The sequence below is a fragment of the Pseudomonas sp. AK181 genome, assembly GCF_051122975.1.
Classification (GTDB): Bacteria; Pseudomonadota; Gammaproteobacteria; order Pseudomonadales; family Pseudomonadaceae; genus Aquipseudomonas; species Aquipseudomonas lactis.
The window spans coordinates 5,456,341-5,481,962 of the sequence record NZ_CP146348.1 but is presented as its reverse complement, the minus strand read 5'-3'; the positions used below and the strand labels follow the sequence as shown (position 1 = coordinate 5,481,962).

Sequence of the window (25,622 nt, the reverse complement as noted above, 5' to 3'; positions counted from 1 at the left end):
GGCGTCGACCTTTGGCAGGAGAACACCCTATGCGCATCTCTATCGGTTTACTGATGGCCATGCTGGCCTTCGCTGCCCATGCCGAGTCTCCCGAACCGGTGGCGCTCAAGGCACAGTTGCAGGACTACTATTTCGACGCCGCCCGTCGTGGCGACCTCGACATGCTCAACACCTTCATTGAGTCCGGCTACGGTCTCAATACCCAGGACGACAAGGGCTACACCGCGTTGATCCTGGCTGCCTATCACGGCCAGGGCCCGTATGTGGAGCGTCTGCTCGATGCCGGCGCCGACGCCTGTGTGCAGGATCAACGCGGCAACACAGCGTTGATGGGCGCCATCTTCAAAGGCGAGCTGAAAATCGCCCAGCGCCTGTTGGCCACCGACTGCAACCCTGACCAACGCAACGGCGCAGGGCAGACCGCCGCCATGTACGCCGGGCTGTTCAAGCGCGTCGAGTTGCTGGGGGCGCTGCAAGCCAAAGGCGCCGATCTGAACGCCGAAGACCCGGTGGGTAACAGTGCTTCACGTTTGGCTAATGGCGAAATCCGGACCCCAGCGTCGCGCTGAGCTATCATCGCGGTTTTTCGGTTGGAGGTTCTCATATGGCAAAGGCCAAGCGCATGTACGGCTGCACAGAGTGCGGCGCGACCTTTCCCAAATGGGCGGGCCAGTGCTCCGAATGCGGCGCGTGGAACACCCTGACTGAAACCATGATCGAGAGCGGCGGTGCCGTGGCCCCCACCGGCCGTGCCGGCTGGACCGGGCAACAGGCGCAGATCAAGACCCTGGCCGAAGTCAGCGTCGAAGAGATCCCGCGCTTTTCCACCGCCTCCGGCGAACTGGACCGGGTATTGGGCGGGGGCTTGGTGGATGGCTCGGTGGTGCTGATCGGCGGTGACCCGGGCATCGGCAAGTCCACGATCCTGCTGCAAACCCTGTGCAGCATCGCCAGCCGTATGCCAGCGCTGTATGTCACCGGCGAAGAGTCGCAGCAGCAAGTGGCCATGCGCGCCCGGCGCCTGGGCTTGCCCCAGGACCAGTTGCGGGTGATGACCGAAACCTGCATCGAAAGCATCATCGCCACGGCGCGCATCGAAAAGCCCAAGGTCATGGTCATTGACTCGATCCAGACGATTTTCACCGAACAACTGCAGTCGGCACCCGGCGGCGTGTCCCAGGTGCGCGAAAGCGCGGCGCTGCTGGTGCGTTACGCCAAGCAGAGCGGCACGGCGATCTTCCTGGTCGGCCACGTGACCAAGGAAGGCGCACTGGCCGGGCCACGGGTGTTGGAACACATGGTCGACACCGTGTTGTATTTCGAAGGGGAGTCCGACGGTCGCCTGCGCCTGCTGCGGGCGGTGAAGAACCGCTTTGGCGCCGTCAACGAACTGGGTGTGTTCGCCATGACCGACCGGGGGCTGAAAGAAGTCTCGAACCCCTCGGCGATTTTTCTCACCCGCGCCCAGGAAGAAGTCCCAGGGAGTGTGGTGATGGCGACGTGGGAAGGCACCCGGCCTATGCTGGTGGAAGTCCAGGCGCTGGTGGATGACAGCCATTTGGCCAACCCACGGCGGGTCACCCTGGGCCTGGACCAGAACCGCCTGGCGATGTTGCTGGCGGTGCTGCACCGGCATGGCGGCATTCCGACCCACGACCAGGATGTGTTCCTTAACGTGGTGGGTGGGGTTAAGGTGCTGGAGACCGCGTCCGACCTGGCGTTGATGGCGGCGGTGATGTCCAGCCTGCGTAACCGCCCGTTGCCCCATGACTTGCTGGTGTTTGGCGAGGTGGGGTTGTCGGGCGAAGTGCGCCCGGTGCCGAGTGGGCAGGAGCGCTTGAAGGAAGCGGCCAAGCATGGCTTCAAACGGGCGATTGTGCCCAAGGGCAATGCGCCGAAGGAGGCGCCGCCGGGGCTACAGATCATTGCTGTGACGCGGCTGGAGCAGGCGTTGGATGCCCTGTTCGAATAATCCGCAACACTGCTGAACCCCTGTGGGAGCTGGCTTGCCTGCGATAGCGGCGGGTCAGCTTACCCATCCTTGTCTGATACACCGCCATCGCAGGCAAGCCAGCTCCCACCCTTGATTCATGTTGGCGGCTAGATCTCCAGCAGGGCGCCCAGTTCGCGCTCCAGCTCTTGCTCATCACCCAGGTTCAACTCAACGAACCTACGCAAATGGCTGATCGAATCCAGATCAATGTGTTTGCATACGAAGCCCAATTGCCCAGGATCTTCATGGGTCAGCCGCGCTTGCATCTTTATATGTGTCTTCTGGTCCAGGCGTATGTCGACATCAAAGGGCAGCGCTTTATTCCCCTTCCAGTCGTCAGGCCGTTCCACCAGTAAACCTTTGAGTGATAGATCCACCAGGTTCACCGGCCATTCGCTGCCGTTTTGCCGAAGTTCGGCAGTGGCATCAAAGGCAATCCGGCGAAAACGGCGACGTTCAGACGCATGCTCGGTCATGGTAAAGCCCTCTGTGAATGGGGGGAGTGTAGCCCGGGGCCATCAAGGGGCGATTATTTCGGCTTTTTTTACTGGTTGAAGGCTCTAGACCAACGTAGGGGGCTGGTCTTTGAGGCCAGTAGCGCTAAACTCGGGCTGGCTGTCCTTTCTGTCCACCCTGGCTGGAATATAAAAATGAAAAATAATAATAGCCTGCTACGCCACTTACCCTGGCTGGTGCTGGCAATTGTAGGAGCGTGCGCCCTGGGCGTAGTGGCCTTGCGCCGCGGCGAGGCGATCAACGCCTTGTGGATTGTGGTCGCTGCTGTGGCCATCTACCTGGTGGCGTACCGTTACTACAGTCTGTTCATCGCCAACAACGTGATGCAACTCGATCCACGGCGGGCAACCCCTGCGGTGGTCAACAACGATGGTCTGGACTATGTACCGACCAACAAACACATTCTTTTCGGTCACCACTTTGCGGCGATTGCCGGTGCAGGCCCGTTGGTCGGCCCGGTGCTGGCGGCGCAAATGGGCTATCTGCCCGGCACCCTGTGGCTGATTGCCGGGGTGGTGCTGGCCGGTGCGGTGCAAGACTTCATGGTCTTGTTCCTGTCCACCCGTCGCAACGGCCGTTCCCTGGGGGACATGGTTCGCGAAGAGATGGGCCGCATTCCCGGGACCATCGCGCTGTTCGGCTGCTTCCTGATCATGATCATCATCCTCGCGGTGCTGGCGCTGATCGTGGTCAAGGCCCTGGCCGAGAGCCCATGGGGCATCTTCACGGTGATGGCGACCATCCCGATTGCGATGTTCATGGGCATCTACATGCGCTACATCCGCCCGGGCCGCATCGGTGAAATCTCGATCATCGGCGTGCTGTTGCTGCTGGGTTCGATCTGGCTGGGCGGGCAGATTGCCGCTGATCCAGAGTGGGCCAAGGCGTTCACCTTCACCGGTATCCAGATCACCTGGATGCTGATCGGCTACGGTTTCGTGGCCGCTGTGCTGCCGGTGTGGCTGATCCTGGCGCCCCGCGACTACCTGTCGACGTTCCTGAAAATCGGCACCATCATCGCCCTGGCGATTGGCATCCTGGTCACCATGCCTGACCTGAAAATGCCGGCACTCACCCAGTTCATCGACGGCACCGGCCCGGTGTGGAAGGGCGGCCTGTTCCCGTTCCTGTTCATCACCATTGCCTGTGGCGCGGTCTCGGGTTTCCATGCGCTGATCTCCTCGGGCACCACGCCCAAGCTGCTGGCCAGTGAAAGCCACGCCCGTTACATCGGTTACGGCGGCATGCTGATGGAGTCGTTCGTGGCCATCATGGCAATGGTTGCCGCCTCGGTAATCGAGCCGGGCGTGTACTTCGCCATGAACAGCCCGGCTGCCATTGTCGGCACCGACGTGGTTACCGTGGCGCAGACGGTCAGCAGTTGGGGCTTTGCCATTACGCCTGAGGCGCTCTCTGCCGTGGCCCACGATATCGGTGAAACCACCATCCTGGCGCGTGCCGGCGGTGCGCCGACGTTGGCAGTGGGTATCGCGCAGATCCTGCACAGTGTGCTGCCGGGTGAAAACACCATGGCATTCTGGTACCACTTTGCGATCCTGTTCGAAGCGCTGTTCATCCTCACGGCAGTCGACGCCGGTACCCGTGCCGGTCGCTTCATGCTGCAAGACCTGCTGGGTTCGTTCGTGCCGGCGCTCAAGCGTACCGAGTCCTGGACCGCCAACCTGATCGCCACGGCCGGTTGCGTGGCCATGTGGGGCTACTTGCTGTACCAAGGCGTGATCGACCCACTGGGTGGCATCAACACCTTGTGGCCGCTGTTCGGTATCTCCAACCAGATGCTGGCGGGTATCGCGCTGATGCTGGCGACCGTTGTGCTGATCAAAATGAAGCGTCAGCGCTACATCTGGGTGACCATGTTGCCAGCAGTGTGGCTGTTGATCTGCACCACCACCGCAGGCTTCATCAAGCTGTTCGACGCCAACCCGGCGATCGGCTTCCTGTCGCTGGCCAAGAAATACAGCGATGCGCTGGCTAACGGCCAGATCCTGGCCCCGGCCAAGAGCATCGACCAGATGCAACACGTGATCTGGAACGCCTACACCAACGCAACGCTGACGGCGCTGTTCCTGTTCGTGGTGTTCAGCATCCTGTTCTATGCGCTCAAGGTGGGTGTCGCCGCCTGGGGCAACAAAGAGCGTACGGATAAAGAAGCCCCGTTCCAGGCTGTACCGGACGCATAACGAGGATTGCAGACATGTTCAATGACATCAGTCGCCTCGGTAAATACCTCGGTCAGGCCGCCCGCCTGATGGTCGGCATGCCCGACTACGACACTTACGTCGAGCATATGCAAACCAAACACCCGGACAAGCCGGTGATGGACTACAAGGCGTTCTTCCGGGAACGCCAGGAAGCCCGTTACGGCGGCAAGGGTGGGCCCAAGTGCTGCTAAGTTGGTAAAACTGCCTTACCTGTAGGAGCGAGCTTGCTCGCGAAAAACCCAAGGACACCACGTGCATCCAGACAGCACGCGTTATCGTTGACGTTCTTCGCGAGCAAGCTCGCTCCTACAGTTGTTTTTGCGCCCTCATATTTCAGGAGAATCTCTTTGTCCTCTCCCATCCCCGTCACCATCCTCAGCGGCTTCCTCGGCGCCGGCAAGACCACCTTGCTGCGCCACCTGCTCAAGGCCGAGCACGGCTTGAAAATCGCCGTGATCGAAAACGAATTCAGTGATGCCGGTATCGACACCCAGCTGCTGGGCGACGAGCCGGTGCAAGTGATGACCCTGTCCAACGGCTGCGTGTGCTGCACCATCCACACCGACCTGACCAAAGCCCTGTACCTGCTGCTGGAACGCCTGGACAGCGGCGAGATCGCCTTCGATCGGCTGGTGATCGAATGCACCGGCCTGGCCGACCCAGCGCCGGTGGCCCAGACCTTCTTCATCGACGAAGAACTGCGCGAGCGCTATATCCTCGACGGCATCATCACCCTGGTGGATGCGGCCCACGCTGAGCATCACCTGACCCAGACCATCGCCCAGGCCCAGATCGGCTTTGCCGACCGCCTGCTGGTGAGCAAGCGCGACCTGGTGGACGATGCCGCCTTCGAGGCCCTCAGCCAGCGCCTTACCCGCATCAACCGTCGTGCGCCGATTCGTGTGGTGGACCACGGCAAGATTGATTTGGCCCAATTGCTGGATGTGCGCGGTTTCAACCTCAACGCCGGCATGAGCCTGCGCCCGGTCAGTGCAGCGCCGTCGGTCGACCGTATTTCCAGCCTGGTGCTGCGCACTGACCAGCCGCTGGATATCGACCGTCTCAGCGAGTTCATGAACGAACTGCTGGAAGACCACGGTAAGCAACTGCTGCGCTACAAAGGCGTACTGAATATTGCCGGGGAGGATCGACGCATGGTGTTCCAGGGCGTGTTGAAGCTGTATGGCTTCGACTGGGATACCGAATGGGCCGAGGGCGAGGCGCGGGAGAGTGTGATCGTGTTTATTGCCGATGAGCTGCCCGAAGACAAAATCCGCCAAGGCTTTGAGCGGGTCTATCAGGCATAAAAAAGCCCACTTGTAGGAGCGAGCTTGCTCGCGAAGAACTCACCGGCAACGCGTGCACCCAAGATGCACGCGTTATCGTTGACGTTTTTCGCGAGCAAGCTCGCTCCTACAGTGGGCTTCTTGGTATTACGCGCCGTATACCGGCAGCTTCTTGCAGATGGCCTTGACCTTCTCACGTACCGCGTCGATCACGGCTTCGTTGTTCAGGTCTGCCAGGATGTCGCAGATCCAGCCGGCCAGTTCCTTGCACTCGGCTTCCTTGAAGCCACGGGTGGTCACTGCCGGAGTGCCGAAGCGCAGGCCGGAGGTGACGAACGGCGAACGTGGGTCGTTCGGCACGGAGTTTTTGTTCACGGTGATGAAGGCTTTGCCCAGGGCAGCGTCAGCATCTTTACCGGAAATGTCCTGCTTGATCAGCGACAGCAGGAACAGGTGGTTTTCGGTACCGCCGGACACCACGTCAAAACCGCGCTCGATGAACACGCTGGCCATGGTCTTGGCGTTCTTGACCACTTGCTGCTGGTAGGTCTTGAACTCAGGCTGCAGTGCTTCCTTGAAGCAGATCGCCTTGGCCGCGATCACGTGCTCCAGCGGGCCACCTTGGGCGCCCGGGAAAACGGCGGAGTTGAGCTTCTTCTCGATCTCGGCGTTGGCACGCGCCAGGATCAGGCCGCCACGTGGACCGCGCAGGGTCTTGTGGGTCGTGGTGGTGACCACGTCAGCGTAAGGCACTGGGTTCGGGTAAACGCCCGCAGCCACCAGACCGGCCACGTGGGCCATGTCGACGAACAGGTAGGCACCGACCTTGTCGGCGATTTCACGGAAGCGTGGGAAATCCAGGATCTGCGAGTAGGCAGAGAAACCGGCCACGATCATCTTTGGCTTGTGCTCGACCGCCAGACGCTCGACTTCGTCGTAGTCGATCAGGCCGTTGGCATCGATACCGTACTGAACGGCGTTGTACAGCTTGCCGGAGGACGAAACCGTGGCGCCGTGGGTCAGGTGACCGCCGTGGGCCAGGCTCATGCCCAGGATGGTGTCGCCGCCTTGCAGCAGGGCCAGGTACACGGCGCTGTTGGCTTGGGAACCGGCGTGCGGCTGAACGTTGGCGTAATCGGCGCCGAACAGCTCTTTTGCACGGTCGATGGCCAACTGCTCAACCACGTCGACGTACTCGCAACCACCGTAGTAGCGCTTGCCTGGGTAGCCTTCGGCGTACTTGTTGGTCAGAACCGAACCTTGAGCCTCCATCACCGCAGGGCTGGTGTAGTTTTCCGAAGCGATCAGCTCAATGTGCTCTTCCTGGCGCACGGCTTCTTGCTCCATGGCGGCGAAGAGATCGGCGTCGTACTTGGCAATAGTCAAATCACGGCTGAACATGGCGGTCCTCAAGGATCGGGGGCAGAAAAGGAGGGCATTCTAACCCAATGGGTTTTAGATGGCATATGAAAGGACATCATGTCGCGGACAAGTGGGGTTCATCTGGGGATGCTGATCGTTCCCACGCTCTGCGTGGGAATGCATCCCGTGACGCTCTGCGTCACATTTAAAAGCGGACGCAGAGCGTCCAGAATTGCGTTCCCGCGCGGAGCGTGGGAACGATCAGGGAGCCCCGCCACAGCTTTCAGTCAAACATGAAGAGGGCATCATTACTGAACTGCACCTCAAACCGATTCGCCGGCATCGGCCGCCCGAACAGGTAGCCCTGCACCTCATCACAGCCATGCTCACGCAGGAAGTCCAACTGCTCATGGGTTTCCACCCCTTCGGCAATCACCGCCAGGTTCAGGCTGTGGGCCATGGCAATGATCGCCCGGGCAATCTGCGCGTCCTGCTCACCCGAGGGCAGGCCATCGACGAAGGTGCGGTCGATCTTCAGCACGTCGATGGGGAATTGCTTGAGGTAGTTGAGCGATGAATAGCCGGTGCCAAAGTCATCTACCGCAATGCTCAGGCCCAGGTTCTTCAGGCTGGCGAGGATCTGCAGGGCTTCGTTGACTTCGCGCATCAGGATGCTTTCGGTCAGTTCCAGCTCCAGGCATGCCGGTGGCAGGCCGGTGTCCTTGAGGATGGTGGCGATGCGCGTGCCCAGTTGGCCGTCGGAGAACTGCCGTGCCGAAATGTTCACTGAGACTTTCGGCACGCGCACTTTGTTCTGGTGCCAGGCCTTGAGCTGGCGGCAGGCTTCGCTGATCACCCAGTCGCCTACATCCACCACCAGCCCGAGTTCTTCCAATACCGGGATGAAATCCCCAGGTGGCACCAGCCCGCGACGCGGGTGGCGCCAGCGCAGCAGGGCTTCGGCGCCGGTCAGGCGTTTGCCGTCGCCGCTGAATTGCGGCTGGTAATAGAGCACGAATTCGTTCTGGTCCAAGGCGTGGCGCAGGTCGCTTTCCAGTTCCAGGCGCTCCAGGGCGCTGGCGTTCATGTCGGCCTGGTAGAACTGGAAGTTGTTCTTGCCGCGTTCTTTAGCGTGATACATCGCCGTGTCGGCGTTTTTCATCAGTTGGCTCAGCTCGTTGCCGTCTTGCGGGCTCAGGGCGATGCCGATACTGGCGGTCACGAAGAACTCGCGGCCTTCCAGCACAAAGGGTTTGACCAGGCTGGCGAGGATCTGCTCGGCCACATGGATCGCACGGTTCAGCGCCATTTCGCGGCTGACCCGTGGTTGCAAAAGCAGGGTGAATTCGTCGCCGCCCATGCGCGCCACGGTGTCGTCTTCGGCCACACAGCCAAGCAGGCGCGTGGCCATTTCCTTGAGCATACGGTCGCCGGCCGCGTGGCCGAGGGAGTCGTTGATCGGCTTGAAGCGGTCGAGGTCGAGGAACATCAGCACCACCCACGACTTCTGCCGTTCGGCCGACTGCAACGCGGTGTGCAGGCGGTCCTGGAACAGGGTGCGGTTGGGCAAGTGGGTCAGCGCGTCGTAGTAGGCCAGGCGGTGGATGCGCTGCTCACTGGCCTTGCGCTCGCTGATATCGCTGAAGAAACACACGTAGCTGGCCAGGTCGCCCTCATCGTCGAACACTGCGGTAATGCCGACCCAGGCCGGGTAATGCTCGCCATTGCGGCGCTTGAGCCACACTTCACCTTCCCAGGTGCTGTGCTGGTGCAGCTGTTTGAGCACATAACGCAGGTGGGCTTCCTGCTGCTCGTCGACGGTGAGCATGTTCGGCAATTGGTCGAGCACATCCGCCACTTCATAGCCGCTGACCCGGCTGAACGCCTCGTTGGCCTGCACGATATAACCGGCCGGGTCGGTGATCAGAATCGCCGAGGTGGAATGTTCGAATACCGTGGCCGCCATGCGCAGGTCTTTTTCGGCGCGGCGTTGCTGGCTGATATCGCGGCCCACGCCGAGGATGCCTTCAAACGCGCCATGTTCATCCCATACCAGCACCAGGCGCAGCTCTATCGGTACCTTGCGCCCGTCGGCGCGCAGGCAGTCGAACAGAAACAGCTGGGTCTGCACTTCATCGCGCAAGGTGTTCAAGGCCTCGGCGTTGCCGAGGGCGCGGCTGACCTGCTCCATCAGGCTGTAAATGCCGGTCAATTGCTGAGGGTTGGCAACGATTGACTGCCAGCCGTTCTTGAACACCCAGTCCACGTCATAGCCCAGCACGGTGTTGACCGAGGGGCTGATGTAGTTGAGGGCCAGTTGGCTGTCGGTGGAGCAGATCACGTCGCTGATGCTTTCGGCCAGCATCCGGTAGCGCTGTTCACTGTCGCGCAGCGATTCACTGGCCTCGATCTGGTCGGTAATGTCCTTGGCCACGCCGATGATCCGAGTGACCACCGTGGACGTATCACGGGCCAGGGCCTGCTCGCGGATATCGAAGCGGCGCCACTGGTTATTGCGGTGGCGAAAGCGCAGTTGGCAGTGCAGTTGGGTGGTGTAAGCGGCTTGGCGTTGCTGCTGACGCAAATCGTGGTAATGCTCGGCGTCTTCGGGGTGCAGCAGGATTTCCCAGAAGTACTCACCCATTTGCTGCAGTTCGGCCTTGTTGTAGCCCAAGGTGTGGCCCAGATGATGGTTGCTGAAAATCATGCGCTGGCTGATCACGTCCTGCACATACAGGTGATCGGGCACGGTGCGCACCACATCCGACCAGAAGCTTTCACGCTCCACCAGCGACAACTCGATCAGCTTGCGGCTGGTGATGTCGCTGATGCTGAGGATCACCGCCTTGACGTCATCTTGCTGCTCCGGCAAACGCATCACCAGCCACAGGTACTGTTCGTTGCCGGCCACGTCGTTGAGCTGGATTTCCAGCTCCAGCTGTTTTTGCCGGGTCAGTACGGCTTCCAGCACCTGATAGCCGATGGACGTGGCATTGCGCGGGCAATCATCGATCAGGCGTTCCCAGGCCTGTTCGCAGGACGCGACGTTCAGCAGGCGCACGGCCATCTGGTTGACCTCGGTGACGCGCAACTCCTTGAGCAGTTGCTTGCGCTGCGTGGGGTTGGCCTGCAGCCAGGCGTGCAATTGCTCGCGGCTTTGCACCTGGGTTTTGTCGCAAAACGCCTTGAGCCCCGACAGGTCCAGCACGCACAAGGCCACGCCGGTGCCTTCGAAGATGTCCTGATAGCGCCGCCGGCCTTCATTCACCTGGCGTTGGCGGCGGCGCATGTTGAGCAGCACGATCACCGGGATCAGTGAAAACGCCAGGCCGAGCAGGCACTTGCCGATAAAGGCCGGCAGCAGTTGTTCCAGCACCGCACTGCGGTCAAACATGCCGCGCAGTTGCCAATCGCTTTTGCTCAACGGCGTGACCAGCACGCTGCGGTTCAATTCTTCCGGCGTCAGGGCGCCGGACCACTGCGCCGGCATCCCGCTGTCACGGCTGACCACACGATGGTTCAGGCTGTTCTCGATCGCCCACATCGGGCGTTGGCCCTGGACATCCTGGCGCGTGAGGTTGGCCAGATAATTGGGCGCCAGGCGCAAGGCCCAGTACACCTTGGAGCCACCGCTGGGTTGGTGCAGCAACAGATAGATGACCGTGCCGTCATTGTCGTTGCTCAGGTAGTAGGACTGGGCGTGACTGCGCTTGACCAGGTCTTCGAGCAAGGCACTGTCTCGGCTGCCTTGGGCGGTGTCACTGATCAGTGCGCCGCTGGGGGCGAGCAGGGCGAAGCTGCGCAAGTCTGGCAAGGAGCGCTGCAGGGAGCGCATCAAGGCCTGTTGCTGTTCGGCGGTGCGCGGTGGTTCGAGGATGGGCAGCAGGTTCAGGGCGATCTGCGCGCTCAGGGCCATGTTCTGGCTGATCTGCTCGGCCAGGTCGGCGCTGTAGTCGATGGTGTATTGCTGTTGGTTTTTCTGGTTTTGCTGCAGTTGGTCAAGCAGCTGCCAGAACAATAAGGCGAGCAACAGCAGGACAAGCGTCGCCAACGCGCCTTTCAAGGTGCCGTGCAGGGGCGCTCCCGGCGCAATATGAGCGGCGCGCAAGGGCGTGGGCGGCGTGACGTTGGACAAACTGTGATCCTGCGGTTTGGCTGGACTGGCGCGCGACGTGCACTATAAGCCGGACGCCCGAAGGGCGGCTAGCATGCCTTGAGTTGTGGCAAAGTGCCAGTCCCGCCTGGCTGGACTGCCCCAGCGCATTCAGGTAGCTTTGCCGGTTACGCGGGGGCGTTCCAGCCCCAGACATTCAGGCTTTTTTTGCTCGCTGGCATTGATGATAGTCAAAGGCCCGCGCGGCGCATGGCCTGGCACGGGCTTCGTCCGCTTAATTCATCAGTCACTGACGCTAGGTTCACCATGGCTCAATACGTCTTCACCATGCATCGGCTGGGAAAAGTTGTTCCGCCGAAGCGGGAAATCCTGAAAAACATTTCGCTGTCCTTCTTCCCAGGCGCCAAGATCGGCGTGCTCGGCCTCAACGGTTCGGGTAAGTCCACCCTGCTGAAAATCATGGCAGGCGTCGACACCGAGTTCGAAGGCGAAGCCCGCCCAATGCCGGACCTGAACATCGGTTACCTGCCGCAAGAGCCGATCCTGGACCCAACCAAGACCGTGCGTGAAGTGGTCGAAGAAGCCGTCAGCGTGATCAAGGACGCCCAGGCGCGCCTCGATGAGGTGTACGCCGCCTACGCCGAACCGGATGCCGACTTCGACAAGCTGGCCGCCGAACAGGCCAAGCTCGAAGCGATCCTGCAAGCGGGCGATGGTCACAACCTGGAGCGCCAACTGGAAGTCGCCGCCGATGCGCTGCGCCTGCCAGCCTGGGACGCCAAGGTTGAGCACCTGTCCGGTGGTGAGAAGCGCCGTGTGGCCCTGTGCCGCCTGCTACTGTCGGCCCCTGACATGCTGCTGCTCGACGAACCGACCAACCACCTGGACGCCGATTCCGTCGCCTGGCTGGAGCATTTCCTCCACGATTTCCCGGGCACCGTGGTTGCGATCACGCACGACCGTTACTTCCTGGACAACGTCGCCGGCTGGATCCTCGAGCTCGACCGCGGCGCCGGTATCCCTTACGAGGGCAACTACTCCGGTTGGCTGGAAGCCAAGTCCGACCGTCTGGCCGCCGAATCCAAGCAGCAATCGGCCCACGAAAAAGCCATGAAGGAAGAACTGGAGTGGGTGCGCAAAGGCGCCAAGGCCCGTCAGTCCAAATCCAAGGCGCGTCTGCAACGCTTTGAAGAAATGCAGTCGCAGGAATTCCAGAAGCGCAGCGAGACCAACGAGATCTACATCCCGGCCGGCCCGCGCCTGGGTGACAAGGTCATCGAGTTCAAGAACGTCACCAAAGGCTATGGCGACCGCGTGCTGATCGACAACCTGTCGTTCGCCATGCCAAAAGGCGCGATCGTCGGCGTTATCGGTGGTAACGGTGCGGGTAAATCCACGCTGTTCCGCATGCTGATGGGCAAGGAAACCCCGGACTCCGGCAGCATCGAGATCGGCGACACCGTGCAACTGGCCTGTGTGGACCAGAGCCGCGACGACCTCGACGGCAGCAAGACTGTGTTCCAGCAGATTTCCGACGGTTCCGACCAGATCCGCATCGGCAACTATGAAATCCCGTCGCGCACCTACGTCGGCCGTTTCAACTTCAAGGGCGGCGACCAGCAGAAGTTCGTCAAGGACCTGTCCGGTGGTGAGCGCGGTCGCTTGCACTTGGCCCTGACCTTGAAAGAGGGCGGCAACGTCCTGCTGCTCGACGAACCGTCCAACGACCTCGACGTTGAAACCCTGCGTTCCCTGGAAGAAGCCCTGCTGGACTTCCCGGGCGCCGCCATTGTGATCTCTCACGATCGGTGGTTCCTTGACCGCGTCGCGACCCACATCCTGGCGTACGAAGATGACTCCCAGGCGGTGTTCTTCGAAGGCAACTACACCGAGTACGAAGCCGACCGTAAGAAACGCTTGGGTGAGGCCGCTGCCCAGCCGCACCGTGTGCGTCACAAAAAACTGGCCTGATGTTGCAATAGCCGCACCAGCCTGTTGAAAAAATACCCCTCACGCAGGGGTATTTTTTTGCCCGCGTTATGCCGGGAGCGTTGTGAGCGCCAGGGCCGGGCGGCTGCGCAGCAGTTCTTCGACTACCCCCATAAACGCCTCGACCAACAATGAGCGTGACGGTGAGCGCGTGAGTATCAGCAGGTGTACCCAGGCTTCGGGGTCTGCCAAGGGGCGGTAGACCACGCCTTTCCTGGCCAGGGTGCGGGTGCACTGGGGCACCAGCGATACACCTTGGCCTGCCGCCACCAGGGCGATGATCGAGGTGATCTGGCGCCCCGCAGGGCCCGGGCGCAGCGCCAGGCCACGGCGTTGATACAGGTGCTCGATGGAGCCGTTGAGGCCCGAACCGTAATCGCTGGGAAACAGAATCAACGGGTACTCACTGAGCTGGGCGAGGGTGACTTCGTCCTGCTCCGCCAGCGGGTTGTCGCTGCACAGCGCCGCCACCAGCGGTTCTTGCCCCAACGACAAAGCCTCGACGCCGGTTTGCCCGGCCTCCGGCAGCAGGCGGCTCATGCCGACGTCGATGCGCCCGTCCAGCACGTGCGTGTGCAGGCTGCCGGAAGCGCTCTCCACCAGGGTCAGTTGCACATCGGGAAAGCGCTGGGCGAAGGCTTGCAGGGTTTGGCTGAAGAGTTCCGACAGGGCGATCGAGCTGGCATAGCCTACGACCAGTTGGCCGGTCGAGCCGGCAGCCAGCTTGGCGGCGATGTCTTGTGCAAGCCTGGCGTGCTCCAGCGCCGCGCGGGCATACGGCAAAAAGTGCTGGCCTTGGGCGGTCAGTGTGACCGTGCGACTGGTGCGGTCGAACAGGCGAAAGCCAAGCTCGGTTTCCAGGGCTGAGATCTGCCGCGTCAGGGGCGGCTGGGCAAGGTGCAGGCGCTGGGCTGCGCGGCCGAAGTGCAGCTCTTCGGCGACCGTCAGGAAGTAACGTAACTTGCGTAGATCAAGCATTCTGTTTCCTGGGTATTGATCGGTCCGAATTCGGTATTGGTATTCCCTGCGCTGGGTATTCTATAAACATCCTCGACTATAAAACGAGAGGTCATATGAACCCGCGCTTGCCTCACGCCCGCTTCGCCGTGTTTCTGTGTGGCTGTGCGGCGTTTCTGAATCTTTATGCGACACAGAGCATCCTGCCTGCGTTTGCCGAAAGCTTCCAGGTGAGTGCCCGGCAGGCAGGCTGGAGCATCACGGTGACCACGCTGGCGGTGGCGCTGACCGCGCCGTTTGTCGGGCGCCTGACCGCACGTTTCGAGCAACGCACGGTAATTGCGGTGGCCGCGTTGCTGCTGGCGCTGCCGACGCTGCTGACGGCCTATGTGGACAGTTTTGCCGAGCTGCTGGTGTGGCGTTTTGTCGAAGGGATGTTGATCCCCGTGGTGTTCGCCACCAGCGTGGCTTATATCGGCGATCGCTGGCGTGCGGCCAGCGTTACCGAGATCACCAGTGTGTACGTTGCGGGTACGGTGCTCGGTGGGTTTGCCGGGCGCTTTGTCTCGGGTGTCATGACCCAATATGTGGGCTGGCGCGAAGCCTTCGAACTGTTGGCGGTGATCAGCCTGCTGGTCGGCCTGCTGATTGTGTGGCAGTTGCCGGCCAATCCGGTGGCGCGGCCCGGCGTCGCGGCCGTGGGCACGCACGGGGTGCGCCGGCTTCTGCGCAAACCCTTGCTGGCGGCCTATGGCGTCGGTTTCTGCGTGCTGTTCTCACAAGTCGCAACCTTTACCTATGCCGGCCTGTATCTCAGCCAGGCTCCGTTCAGCCTGGGCGCTGCAGCCTTGGGCACTTTGTATGCGGTGTTCCTGCTGGCGCTGGTGGTCATTCCTGTTGCAGGGCGCTTGAGCAAATCGCGACCACAATCGCAGTTACTGACCGGCGCTGTGGCGCTCGGCATCTGTGGCTCGGCGCTGACATTGTTGCCGTCCCTGTGGCTGATCGTGCTGGGGCTGGCCCTGAGCTCGACCGGCGTATTCCTGGCGCAGGCATCCGCCAATGCCTATATCGCCACCACGGCAGGCGCGGACAAGTCCGGCGCCGTGGGGCTGTACCTGACCGGCTATTACCTGGGCGGCAGCGCCGGCGCTGTGGTCCCGGCCATGCTCTGGAATCAATGGGGCTGGCCGGGCTGCGTCGCGTTGGTCGCAGGTTTTCAGCTGTTGTCGCTGGCGATTGCCCTGCTGGGCTGGAAACCGGCAACGCCCCAGGCCCTGATCGCCGGACAGCGCGGCAAACCAGCCTGATTTTTCATCCAATAAAGGACTATGAGAGGTGAACATGACTAACACCGTGATCAAGCGCAGCCAGTTGTTGAAACTCATCGAACCGGTATTGAACGACATGCCGGCCGGTGCCTTGCGCCACGCGCTGTTCGAAGCCTTCTGGGCTCAGGAAGACGCGCTGGTGGATATCGAAGACGCTTTTGCACGGCTCACCTCGCGTCGGCATTCGCCGACGGTACTGCGCAAGTTCTTCGCCAGTTGGTCCAAGACCAATAATTCGGCGGCCAGTGTGTCCGGCCTGGCCAACCGCATTACCTTGCTGGCCCGCTCCGATGAAGGCTCCGCCGCCGCCGCGCAGTTGTACCGCGCCTGCGGCAGCCTGCAACGCATCACCGATGAAGATCTGGGCGCGTTGGGCAACACCTTGCACGCAGACCTGTTCTACACCATGGCCACAGCGCTGTGCGGCGATGACCAGTGGATATTGAAGGACAATTGCCTGCCCTCGGCGCAGGCGTTCAAGGACTGGACCGACACCCGCCGCCTGCGTGATCGAGACCTGCTGCAGGGGTTGCTGACCACGTTGATCCACGAGGTGTACACCCACGGCGAAGTGGAATTCATCCACCCGTTGTACTCGCAGTGGTTCGTGCGGGACATGGGCGTGCCGCCGGAGAAATCCCGTGCCACGGTGGCCTGGGTCACGGTGCATACCGGCGGTACCGAGAGCAACCATTTCGCCCATGCGGTGGCGGCGGTGAATGAGTTCACCACTGCCATGCAGATTGAAGTGGACCCCGCCACGGCGCGCGACATTTTTGCCCAATACCTGCAGCGTAAAGCCCGTGTGATGAGCGACTGTGCGCAGTTGCTGGGTTAACCCGGCGTTTTGTCTGAGAGCCTCTGACCCAGATGAATACCCTGAAGCAGACCGCAGCGCCATCGTTGTCGCCGCCTGACCCGGTCACCGTGCGTCGTCGCGCTCTGGTGGCCGGCTGCGGCGCGCATGCCGTGCACGACGGGCTGACCGATGTGATTTATGTGCTGTTGCCGATCTGGCAAGCGCAGTTCGGCCTCAGCTACGCCCAGATCGGCCTGTTGCGCGGTGCCTACGCGGGCATGATGGCCGGTTTTCAGTTACTGGCCAGCCGGGCTGCCGCGCGCTGGGGGCGTGAACGCTTGCTGGTAGGTGGCACGGCGTTGGCGGGCCTGGCCTACCTGCTGGCCGGCCAGGCCGGTGGGCTGGGCGTGTTGTTGTTGGCACTGTTGCTGGGCGGGCTCGGCGCGAGTACGCAGCACCCGCTGGCCTCGTCGTTGATCACCGATACGCACGAGGCCGGCGGAGGCGTCAAACAAGCGCTGTCGCAGTACAACTTCAGCGGCGATATCGGCAAGACCCTGATCCCGGGGTTGATCGGGCTGTTGCTGGCGGTCATCAGTTGGCGCGCCAGTGTCACCCTGCTGGGTGTACTCGGGCTGCTGGCGGCAGGCCTGTTGTGGTGGCTGATCCCCGCACGCGCCGAGGCTTCGGCGGCGCCGGTGAAAGCCGCCCGTACGAGCGCCGGCGCCGGCTCTGCGAGCGGCCTGCGTGCGCTGATCGTGACCGGCACGCTGGACAGCGCCGTGCGCATGGGTTTCCTCACGTTCCTGCCGTTTTTGCTCAAGGCCAAGGGCGCCGGGCCTGCGGGCATCGGCCTGGCGCTGACGATGCTGTTCGTCGGCGGCGCCTTCGGCAAATTGCTGTGCGGTTACCTCGGTGCGCGCATCGGCATGATGAAAACGGTATGGGCCACGGAGTTCACCACGGCCGTGCTGATCGTCATGGCGGTGTACTTGCCCTACGCCGGCTTGATGGTGATGTTGCCGCTGCTGGGGCTGGCGCTGAACGGCACGTCGTCGGTGCTGTACGGCGCAGTCCCGGACTTGGCAGGGCCGGGCAGGCGCGACCAGGCGTTCGCCGTGTTCTACACCGGCACCATCGGTGGCGGCGCCTTGGCGCCGGTGCTGTTCGGCAGCCTTGGGGATGCCACCGGTGTGCCCATGGCCGTCCTGTTGCTGGCCGCCACCCTGTTGCTGACCTTGCCGCTGTCCTGGCGGGTTCAGCAAGGGTTGGAGGCCCAAGCCCGGTAGGGCGAACGAACGTTCCAACGTGTTCTGGCAGGTATAACAATGAATAACAGTGAACCCTCTGCCGTGTCATTGCCGTTGTCCCAGCGTGCGCAACGTCTCAGCGCACCCGGCACGTCCAGCATGCGCAGTAAAGCCAATGCCTTGAAAGAAGCCGGCGTCAACGTGGTCAACTTTGCCGCGGGCGAATTGTCCTTCGATGCCTGCCCGGTCATGCAAGCCGCCGCGGCCGAGGCGCTCGCTACTGCCCGCAACCGCTACACGCCGCCCATCGGCTTGCCCCAGCTTCGCCACGCGCTGGCGCAGCAGGTCACTCAGCGCTGCGGGGTGAATTACACCGCCGATGAAATAGCGGTGACCGCCGGTGCCAAGCAGGCGCTGTATAACGCCGCAATGGTACTGCTCAACCCGGGGGATGAAGTCATCGTCGCGGTGCCGTACTGGGAAACCTTCCCCACCCAGATCCAACTGGCCGGTGGCGTTCCCGTCTATGTCGACACGGCTGCGGATGACTATCGCCTCACCTGCGCAGCGGTCCAGAACGCCTTGACCCCGCGCACCCGGATGATTGTGATCAACACCCCGAACAATCCGACGGGCACGGTTTATCAACGCGAAGAACTGTTGGGGATTGCCCGGCTCGCCTTCGCACACGGGCTTTGGGTGGTGTTCGACGAGTGTTACCGCAAACTGGTGCGCGCGCCCCATGAGCATCACAACATCGTGTCGCTGTTTGCGCCGCTCAAACATCAGACGGTACTGGTCGATTCGTTTTCCAAGAGCCATGCGGTTACCGGCTGGCGGGTAGGGTATGCGTGCGCGCCGGCCCCAGTCATCGCCGCCATGCACAACCTGCAAGGGCATACGACGTCCAACCCCAGCAGCCTGTCCCAATATGCCGCGCTCGGCAGCCTGATGGCGGACGCGCCGCACTTTACCCGCCAGGTCAATGCCTTCCTCGACCAGCAATTGCTCGCGGCCTGCACCTGCCTGGGGCATGTCGACGGCATTCGGTGCGCCCCGCCGGAAGGGGCGTTTTATCTGTTTATCGATGTGTCCCGCAAGTTGGGAGGCCGTTACCTGGGCACCGTTATTCGTGACGTCGACCACTTGGCCGATCTGTTATTGACCGAGGCCCATATCGCGGTGGTGCCCGGTTCTGGCTGTGGTGACAACAACAGCATCCGCATCTCCTACGCCGTTGAGCGTGAAGCGCTGATTGAGGGCCTCACACGCTTCGCTCGTTTCATGTCAGAAATCGTTGCGCATTAACCCCACCTTAAAAGGATATGAGCCGTGGAAAATCTGAACCGCCAATTTATCGGGTACGTGAACCAGGCGCTGGTGGATGTCGAGGACGGACATCTGGCCCAGGCCCTGCTCAGCGGTTTCAACAGTCAGACCGCCGCGCTGGACACGTACTGCGAGACCTACGTCGACATGACCTCCAGTAATTGGAGCGAGTCGTCACTGTGTACGTTCTTCTGTGGCTGGCGTAGCCCGGACGGCGCCGCCCATGCAGTGTCGAGCATCATCGTGCGCATCCTGCAGGAGTCGGCATCCTTGGCGGACGACGCCCGGTTGAAAATGCTCGAAGCGGCGGCCCATTGTGGGGAGATCATTGTCGAGGACATCGGGCTGGGTGAAATGCATGGGCATCCGCACCACTCCAAGCTGTATTACCGCATGGCTTCGGCCATCTGCGGCTCCGATGAGTGGCGCCTGCAAGACAAATTCCTCAACCCGATCACCAAGGAATTCTCCGGTTGGGTGGGGGAAAAACGCCCGTTGGCGCCGCAACTCATCGAAGCGCTGGAAATGATGGCCATGACGGAGTTGTTCAATACCGGCGAATACAACCTGATGACCCCGCTATGGAAACAGTGGTTGCGCGATGTGCGGGGCTATAGCGCCGGTGAGGCCAGCCGCGTCGCGAGTTTTCTCAGCGTGCATTGCGGCAGCGTGGAAGCGCGCCACTTCAAGCATGCCGCAGAGGCGTTGCGGCTGTATGCCAGCGCCACCGGGCAGGCCGTGGATTACACGCGTATCGCACGGCTCTCCAAGGAGTACGTGGCCAGGGCCTGTGAACATCTGCAAAAGATGGCATCGGTGCTCAAGTGCGAACAGCCCGCCTGGGATTGAGGCTGTTCGATAACCCTTGTTGTGCCGCTGATAAGGAGCCTGAACCCTATGATGGATACCGAAGCGCGCCGACGCCCTCTGTCGGCGCTATTGGATAGCAACCGTTGCCTGCGCGTACTCGAAGCCCATAGCCCGATATCGGCGTTGCTCGCGCAGCGCGCCAGGCTGGAAATCAGCCCCGGGCATACGGTGGGGTACGACGCCATCTGGTCGAGTTCGCTGACCGACTCGACCCAGCGCGGGTTACCCGACATCGAAATTCTTTCGCCCAGTAACCGATTGCCGGGGATTCGCGAAATTTTCGATGTGTGCTCGCTGCCGCTCATATTCGATGCCGATACCGGCGGCAAGGCCGAACATTTCGCGATTCATATCAAGATGCTGGAGCGCGCGGGCGTCTCGGCGGTGGTGATCGAAGACAAGTGCGGCCTGAAGAAGAACTCACTCTTGGGCATCGAGGTTGACCAGGCGCAGGAGTCCGTCGAGGCCTTTTGCGCCAAGCTTCAGGCCGGCTGTGCGAGTCGCACCGGCTCGGGGCTGATGATGATTGCCCGGTGTGAAAGCTTGATCCTGGATCGCGGCATGGAAGAGGCGATGGCGCGGTGCCTGGCGTACGTCGAGGCGGGGGCGGATGGCATCATGATCCACAGCCGCAAGCAGGATGGCCTGGAAATCCTGGAGTTCGCCCGGCAGTTTCGCCTGCAACGGCCCAAGGTGCCGCTGATTTGCGTGCCGACCAGCTATGTTCACCTGAAGTTCGAGGTGCTGGAGCGAGCAGGTTTCAACGCGGTGATTTATGCCAATCACATGTTGCGCAGTGCCTACCTGGCCATGCGCGATACGGCCGTCGGAATACTTGCCAATGGCAGGACGCTGGAGCTGGAGCCCCGTTGCCTGGGCATCGACGAGATACTCGACCTGGTGCCGGGTACGCGCTAGTACCCTGCGCCAGCCTGTGGGCAAATGTAAGAGCAGTGTGGGAGCGGGCTTGCCTGCGATAACGGCCTACCTGTTGGTGCAAAACCCAGAGTGAAATCCCCATTTAAGGGCAAAAAAAGGCATTTATTTATACTTATTGCACCATTTGATTTCACAAAGGCGACATTTTGCCCTGTCGCGGTGCGAAACGAATTGATAAAGTCCGGCTCAATCTCTGTTTAACAACAATCAATTTGCCGAGACTTTTCATGACCGAATCCGTCGACTCCTTCCTTGCCCGCCTCAAGAAACGCGACCCGGACCAACCGGAATTCCACCAGGCTGTAGAAGAAGTGTTACGCAGCCTGTGGCCCTTTCTTGAAGCCAACCCGCACTATCTGAACTCGGGCATCCTGGAGCGCATCTGCGAGCCGGAGCGTGCGATCACATTCCGGGTGTCGTGGGTGGATGATCACGGCAAGGTCCAGGTCAATCGCGGTTTCCGTATCCAGATGAACAGCGCCATTGGGCCCTACAAAGGCGGCTTGCGCTTTCACCCCTCGGTCAACCTGGGCGTGCTGAAATTCCTGGCCTTCGAACAGACCTTCAAGAACTCCCTGACCTCGCTGCCCATGGGCGGCGGCAAAGGCGGCTCGGACTTCGACCCCAAGGGCAAGAGCGACGCCGAAGTGATGCGCTTCTGCCAGGCGTTCATGAGCGAGTTGTACCGCCACATCGGTGCGGACGTGGACGTACCGGCCGGCGACATCGGTTTGGGCGCGCGGGAAATCGGCTTTCTGTTCGGCCAGTACAAACGCCTGAGCAATCAATTCACCTCGGTGCTGACCGGCAAGGGCATGACTTACGGCGGCAGCCTGATCCGCCCGGAAGCCACCGGTTTTGGCTGTGTGTATTTCGCCGAAGAAATGCTCAAGCGCCAAGGCCAGCGTGTCGAAGGCAAACGGGTGGCGGTGTCCGGCTCTGGCAACGTGGCGCAGTACGCGGCGCGCAAGGTCATGGACCTGGGCGGCAAGGTGATTTCCCTGTCGGACTCCGAAGGCACCCTGTACGCCGAAAGCGGCTTGACCGAAGAACAATGGTCGGCGCTGCTGGAACTGAAAAACGTGCAGCGCGGGCGTATCAGTGAACTGGCCACACGTTTCGGCCTGGAGTTCCGCAAAGGCCAAGCGCCGTGGGAACTGGCCTGCGATATCGCGCTGCCCTGCGCCACCCAGAACGAACTCGACGCCGACGCTGCGCGCACCTTGCTGCGCAACGGCTGCCTCTGCGTGGCTGAAGGCGCGAACATGCCGACCACGTTGGAGGCTGTGGATATCTTTATCGACGCGGGCATCCTGTTTGCGCCGGGCAAGGCGTCCAACGCGGGGGGCGTGGCGGTGAGCGGCCTGGAAATGTCGCAAAACGCCATGCGCCTGCTGTGGACCGCAGGCGAAGTGGACAGCAAGCTGCACAACATCATGCAGTCGATCCACCATGCCTGCGTGCATTACGGTGAAGAAAACGGCCGCATCAACTACGTCAAGGGCGCCAACATCGCGGGCTTCGTGAAAGTGGCTGACGCGATGCTGGCCCAGGGTATCGTCTAGGCCTCGGGCTCGATGCGCAGCACTTCGATCAACTGATCGCCGACGGGGCGCTGCCACAGCACCTCGTCGCCCACCTGGGCTCCCAGCAAGGCACGGCCCAGAGGCGAGCCCCAGTTGATCAAGCCCGCGTTGGCATCGGCCTGGTCTTCACCAACTAACTGGATGCGCTGCTGTTCGTCCTGCTCGTTGGCGAACGTGACCCAACTGCCGATCTGCACCTTGTCGGTGGACGTGGCTGGCGCGACTACCTGGGCGCTTTGCACCCGCTGGTTGAAGTAGCGTAAATCCCGCTCAAGGTCAGCCTGGCGCTGTTTATCAGCTTGCTCACCTTTGGCGGCTTCGTCGCTGTGCTCCGCCTGTAACTGCGCCACCCTGGCCTGCAACTGCGCCAGCCCTTGCGCCGTCATGCGGTTGGGCTGCTCGCTGACCTGGCGCTCCACCGGCTGATCGGCCTGGGCCGCCGCGTTGTCTTCATTTACAAAAGCTCGGCTCATGGCGTTCTCCTTCCTATGGAAGTTGGGCCACGTTCGCGGGCTGATCGTTCCCACGCTCCGCGTGGGAATGCATCCTGTGACGCTCCGCGTCACGACCTCGCGGAGCGTCCAGGGCGGCATTCCCACGCGGAGCGTGGGAACGATCAGCGATCAGCGCGAGCGATAGGCTTTGGCGGCGTCGCGATCTTTTTCCTGCTGCCAATCGTGTTCGCGGTCGTCCCTGCGGTTTTCCTCGTAGTCACGCAATTCCTGGCTCTCGCGCATGGCCTTGCACTGACGAAACCCATCTTCCCAGCCTTCGGCGTATGGCCGGTCTTTCAGATAGCGCGGCACATTCTTGCGAAACTCCCCGGTAATCACCCCAGCGGCCTGGCGACCGCTGCTGCAACCGTCGTCAAAACCGTCGGCGAAGGCGGGTGGGTAACCTTTGGCCAGCAATTCCTGATGGGTTGACTGGCAACCCGACAATCCCACCACCACGCACAGCATGACCGCATACCGCCACATGGCGTACTCCCTGGCCGGTTAACGGCTGATAAGGAGAGTCTAGAAGGGGATTTGTCAGCCGTATGTGAAAGGGGTGTCAGAGGGATGTACCGGACTTAACTGTAGGAGCGAGCTTGCTCGCGAAAAACGTCAACGATAACGCGTGCTTCCTGAATAAACGCGGCGCCTATGATTTTTTCGCGAGCAAGCTCGCTCCTACAGAGAGCGAGCGCCGCCCAGCTTTTGATTTTCAACAGGCTTGCGTCAGTAGTGGTACCACTTCAGCTCAAGCATCACTTCATTCACGGGCGTGGACAGGTGGCTGTACTCACGCTGGGCACTCAGGCGCAGGCCCAGGTTGCGTGACAGTTCCCACTGCTGGTTGAGGCTGATGCTGCGCCGCACTTCGCCGTTGGTGAAGAAATCACCCTTGGCTTCCAGGCTCAGGTTGCCTAACGGGTTCTTCCACAACACGCCGGTGTTGAAGCCGGCGGCCGGTGAGATGGCTTCGCTGAAGTCGTTGTTGTGCTCTACGCGCACGGTGCCGAGGGCGAAGCCGAGCATGTCGTCGGAGAGTTGCCAGGTGCCACCGGCGCCGCCGTTGACGTGGGCGACCAGGGTTTCGTCGTCGTGTTTGCCCGGTACGCGTTCCAGGCCGCCGGTGACTTGCCACGACCACGGTTGCAGCAGCGCATTGCGCGGCGTCAGCGAGCGGATGGTGGCCAGGTCCAGTTGCTGGAGCTGCCAGTGATTGCCCTCGTACTGGCGCAATTTCATTTGCAGGATTTCGATCTGCGCGCCCAAGGGGAAGCCTTCGGCGTTGTCGTTGAGGTCGTGATACGCCATGCGCAGGCCGTATTCGCCGAAGGCTTTGTCGCCGCGGGTGCCGATGCCGGCTTGCCAGGTGCGCGACTCGTGGCCGTTTTCCGGCAGGCCGGGCGGGGTGATCTTCAGGTCGGGCGCCGGGTTCTGGTTGATTGCGCGCAGCAGTTCGAAGCTGCGTTGGGAGCGTGTCGCATCGCGTTCCAGACCGTTGGCGCGGTAGCGGCCCAGGCGGTAAGCGGCATCCACGATCAGTGCCTGGCGCTCGCGGGGTAGGGCTTTGAATGCAGGCTCCTGCAGTTGCTTTTGGTCATCGCTGATTTTTAGCACCCACTGTTGCTCATCGCTGTCGAGCGGCTTGGCGCGTTCCAGCAGTTCACGTTCTCGGGACGGGCGATAGTCGATCTTCTCCACCAAACCTGCGTCTTTTACCGCTTTGACCGTGTCGGTAGGGATCGCGGTGAGCGGAAACTGTTCGGTCAGGCGCAGGCCGGGGCGGGCGACTTGCAGCAGTTCGAGCAGGCGGTAGGAGCAGTTTTCGTCGAAGAAGAAGTAATCGAACTGGACTTGCTTGAGCTCCCACACGTGCTCGACCATACGCTTGGTCTCGACCTCGGTGAGGTTCAGGCGGTATTCCCACAAATCGCGGTTTTCGAGGCTACGGTATTCGGAGAGTTTCTCCTGATAGGGCACCAGGGCGAACAGGCCGGGATAACCACCCATCAGGCCCTTCCAGGCATAGAGGATGCTGTTGTCGGAGCCTTCGATATAGGCACCGAAGTTGATCGCATAGCTGAGCAGCGCGGTGTTGTTGCTTTGCACGTCGGCCTGGTCGATGCGCAGCAGGGTGTGGCCGAACATCGACGACGGGCTGTTGAGGTAGGCCGCCGGGAAGATCATCACTGCGCTATGGGGCGCGACGTCCTTGAACCACTGGGTGAACTCTTTGCATTCCAGCGCGGGCAGGTCGTTGAGTTGCAACTGCGCCTTGAGCCAGCGGGTACGTGCGGGGTAGACGCATTGGGCGTGCTTTTCACCCAGGCTGGCCGGTGCATACAGCGCATCAACGGTGGCCTTGAGTTCGGCGTCCGGATGGTGTGCGCCATCGGGAGCAAGGAAGAATTTCTTGTCGCTGACATAGCTGCGCCAGCCACTGACTTTGCCGGCTTCGTAGTGCCCCAGCGACAGCCAGAACGGATCATTGGCCAGTTGCTGCAAACGTTGATCATCAAGGTGCGGGGCCGCGTACAGCGGGGCGCAGGCGAAGAGTGCCAACCAGGCAAAGCGTTTGAGCATAG

At 61.5% G+C, this 25,622-nt stretch carries 20 protein-coding genes; 13 read left to right on the top strand and 7 right to left on the bottom strand.

Annotated elements, in window-relative coordinates; translation table 11 throughout:
- Positions 1–29 precede the first annotated feature (29 nt).
- Positions 30–569: an ankyrin repeat domain-containing protein gene (locus V8689_RS25030; protein ID WP_434520642.1), complete on the top strand. Its 540-nt coding sequence runs from the start codon at positions 30–32 to the stop codon at positions 567–569.
- Between the two features lie 35 nt (positions 570–604).
- Positions 605–1,972: a DNA repair protein RadA gene (gene radA / locus V8689_RS25025; RefSeq protein WP_056792031.1), complete on the top strand. Its 1,368-nt coding sequence runs from the start codon at positions 605–607 to the stop codon at positions 1,970–1,972.
- Positions 1,973–2,100: 128 nt separating this feature from the next.
- On the opposite strand, the gene V8689_RS25020 is transcribed toward radA, so the two are convergent.
- The gene (locus tag V8689_RS25020; protein WP_056792032.1) at positions 2,101–2,469 is read right to left on the bottom strand and encodes a PilZ domain-containing protein; all 369 of its coding nucleotides are present in this window, start codon (positions 2,467–2,469) and stop codon (positions 2,101–2,103) included.
- Positions 2,470–2,643: 174 nt separating this feature from the next.
- On the opposite strand from V8689_RS25020, the gene V8689_RS25015 reads away from it, so the two are divergent.
- The 3 genes from V8689_RS25015 to yjiA all read left to right on the top strand — a co-directional run bounded on the left by V8689_RS25015 (position 2,644) and on the right by yjiA (position 6,038).
- The gene (locus V8689_RS25015) at positions 2,644–4,710 is read left to right on the top strand and encodes a carbon starvation CstA family protein (protein WP_054896154.1); all 2,067 of its coding nucleotides are present in this window, start codon (positions 2,644–2,646) and stop codon (positions 4,708–4,710) included.
- A gap of 14 nt (positions 4,711–4,724) precedes the next feature.
- On the top strand, positions 4,725–4,922 hold the full coding sequence (locus tag V8689_RS25010; protein WP_003194308.1) for a YbdD/YjiX family protein: 198 nt from the start codon (positions 4,725–4,727) through the stop codon (positions 4,920–4,922).
- A 156-nt stretch (positions 4,923–5,078) separates the two neighbouring features.
- Entirely contained in the window at positions 5,079–6,038 is a 960-nt protein-coding gene (gene yjiA, locus V8689_RS25005) for a GTPase (RefSeq protein ID WP_047711827.1), read from the top strand.
- Between the two features lie 126 nt (positions 6,039–6,164).
- Here yjiA and glyA read toward each other — a convergent pair whose 3' ends face one another.
- Positions 6,165–7,418 carry a serine hydroxymethyltransferase gene (glyA, locus tag V8689_RS25000; RefSeq protein ID WP_003194304.1) on the bottom strand — a complete coding sequence of 418 codons (1,254 nt, stop codon included), beginning with the start codon at positions 7,416–7,418 and terminating at the stop codon, positions 6,165–6,167.
- Between the two features lie 244 nt (positions 7,419–7,662).
- Positions 7,663–11,514, bottom strand: coding sequence for a sensor domain-containing protein (locus V8689_RS24995; RefSeq protein WP_056792034.1), 3,852 nt, complete (start codon positions 11,512–11,514; stop codon positions 7,663–7,665).
- 285 nt (positions 11,515–11,799) lie between these two features.
- On the opposite strand from V8689_RS24995, the gene ettA reads away from it, so the two are divergent.
- On the top strand, positions 11,800–13,464 hold the full coding sequence (ettA, locus tag V8689_RS24990; RefSeq protein ID WP_014720011.1) for an energy-dependent translational throttle protein EttA: 1,665 nt from the start codon (positions 11,800–11,802) through the stop codon (positions 13,462–13,464).
- A gap of 66 nt (positions 13,465–13,530) precedes the next feature.
- On the opposite strand, the gene V8689_RS24985 is transcribed toward ettA, so the two are convergent.
- Positions 13,531–14,460 (bottom strand): LysR family transcriptional regulator, encoded by a 930-nt coding sequence (locus V8689_RS24985; protein WP_056792036.1) that lies wholly within the window; start codon positions 14,458–14,460, stop codon positions 13,531–13,533.
- Positions 14,461–14,555: 95 nt separating this feature from the next.
- Here V8689_RS24985 and V8689_RS24980 point away from each other — a divergent pair, with 95 nt between their 5' ends.
- The 7 genes from V8689_RS24980 to gdhA all read left to right on the top strand — a co-directional run bounded on the left by V8689_RS24980 (position 14,556) and on the right by gdhA (position 22,522).
- Positions 14,556–15,749, top strand: coding sequence for an MFS transporter (locus tag V8689_RS24980; protein WP_056792037.1), 1,194 nt, complete (start codon positions 14,556–14,558; stop codon positions 15,747–15,749).
- A gap of 34 nt (positions 15,750–15,783) precedes the next feature.
- Positions 15,784–16,608, top strand: coding sequence for a hypothetical protein (locus V8689_RS24975; RefSeq protein ID WP_056792039.1), 825 nt, complete (start codon positions 15,784–15,786; stop codon positions 16,606–16,608).
- Positions 16,609–16,640: 32 nt separating this feature from the next.
- On the top strand, positions 16,641–17,858 hold the full coding sequence (locus tag V8689_RS24970) for an MFS transporter (RefSeq protein ID WP_056792041.1): 1,218 nt from the start codon (positions 16,641–16,643) through the stop codon (positions 17,856–17,858).
- A gap of 39 nt (positions 17,859–17,897) precedes the next feature.
- Positions 17,898–19,127: a pyridoxal phosphate-dependent aminotransferase gene (locus tag V8689_RS24965; protein ID WP_056792043.1), complete on the top strand. Its 1,230-nt coding sequence runs from the start codon at positions 17,898–17,900 to the stop codon at positions 19,125–19,127.
- A 24-nt stretch (positions 19,128–19,151) separates the two neighbouring features.
- The gene (locus tag V8689_RS24960; RefSeq protein ID WP_056792046.1) at positions 19,152–19,997 is read left to right on the top strand and encodes a hypothetical protein; all 846 of its coding nucleotides are present in this window, start codon (positions 19,152–19,154) and stop codon (positions 19,995–19,997) included.
- A 48-nt stretch (positions 19,998–20,045) separates the two neighbouring features.
- On the top strand, positions 20,046–20,936 hold the full coding sequence (gene aepX, locus V8689_RS24955) for a phosphoenolpyruvate mutase (RefSeq protein WP_056792047.1): 891 nt from the start codon (positions 20,046–20,048) through the stop codon (positions 20,934–20,936).
- Positions 20,937–21,184: 248 nt separating this feature from the next.
- The gene (gene gdhA, locus V8689_RS24950) at positions 21,185–22,522 is read left to right on the top strand and encodes an NADP-specific glutamate dehydrogenase (protein WP_434520641.1); all 1,338 of its coding nucleotides are present in this window, start codon (positions 21,185–21,187) and stop codon (positions 22,520–22,522) included.
- On the opposite strand, the gene V8689_RS24945 is transcribed toward gdhA, so the two are convergent.
- From V8689_RS24945 to V8689_RS24935, 3 genes are all read right to left on the bottom strand, one after another.
- Positions 22,519–23,016 (bottom strand): GreA/GreB family elongation factor, encoded by a 498-nt coding sequence (locus V8689_RS24945; RefSeq protein ID WP_056792051.1) that lies wholly within the window; start codon positions 23,014–23,016, stop codon positions 22,519–22,521. The two genes, gdhA and V8689_RS24945, sit on opposite strands and share 4 nt — an antisense overlap.
- Before the next feature lie 150 nt (positions 23,017–23,166).
- A complete protein-coding gene (locus tag V8689_RS24940) occupies positions 23,167–23,523 on the bottom strand; it encodes a hypothetical protein (RefSeq protein WP_056792052.1) in 357 nt (118 codons plus the stop codon).
- A 243-nt stretch (positions 23,524–23,766) separates the two neighbouring features.
- A complete protein-coding gene (locus V8689_RS24935) occupies positions 23,767–25,620 on the bottom strand; it encodes an Lnb N-terminal periplasmic domain-containing protein (RefSeq protein WP_056792054.1) in 1,854 nt (617 codons plus the stop codon).
- Positions 25,621–25,622: the final 2 nt, after the last annotated feature.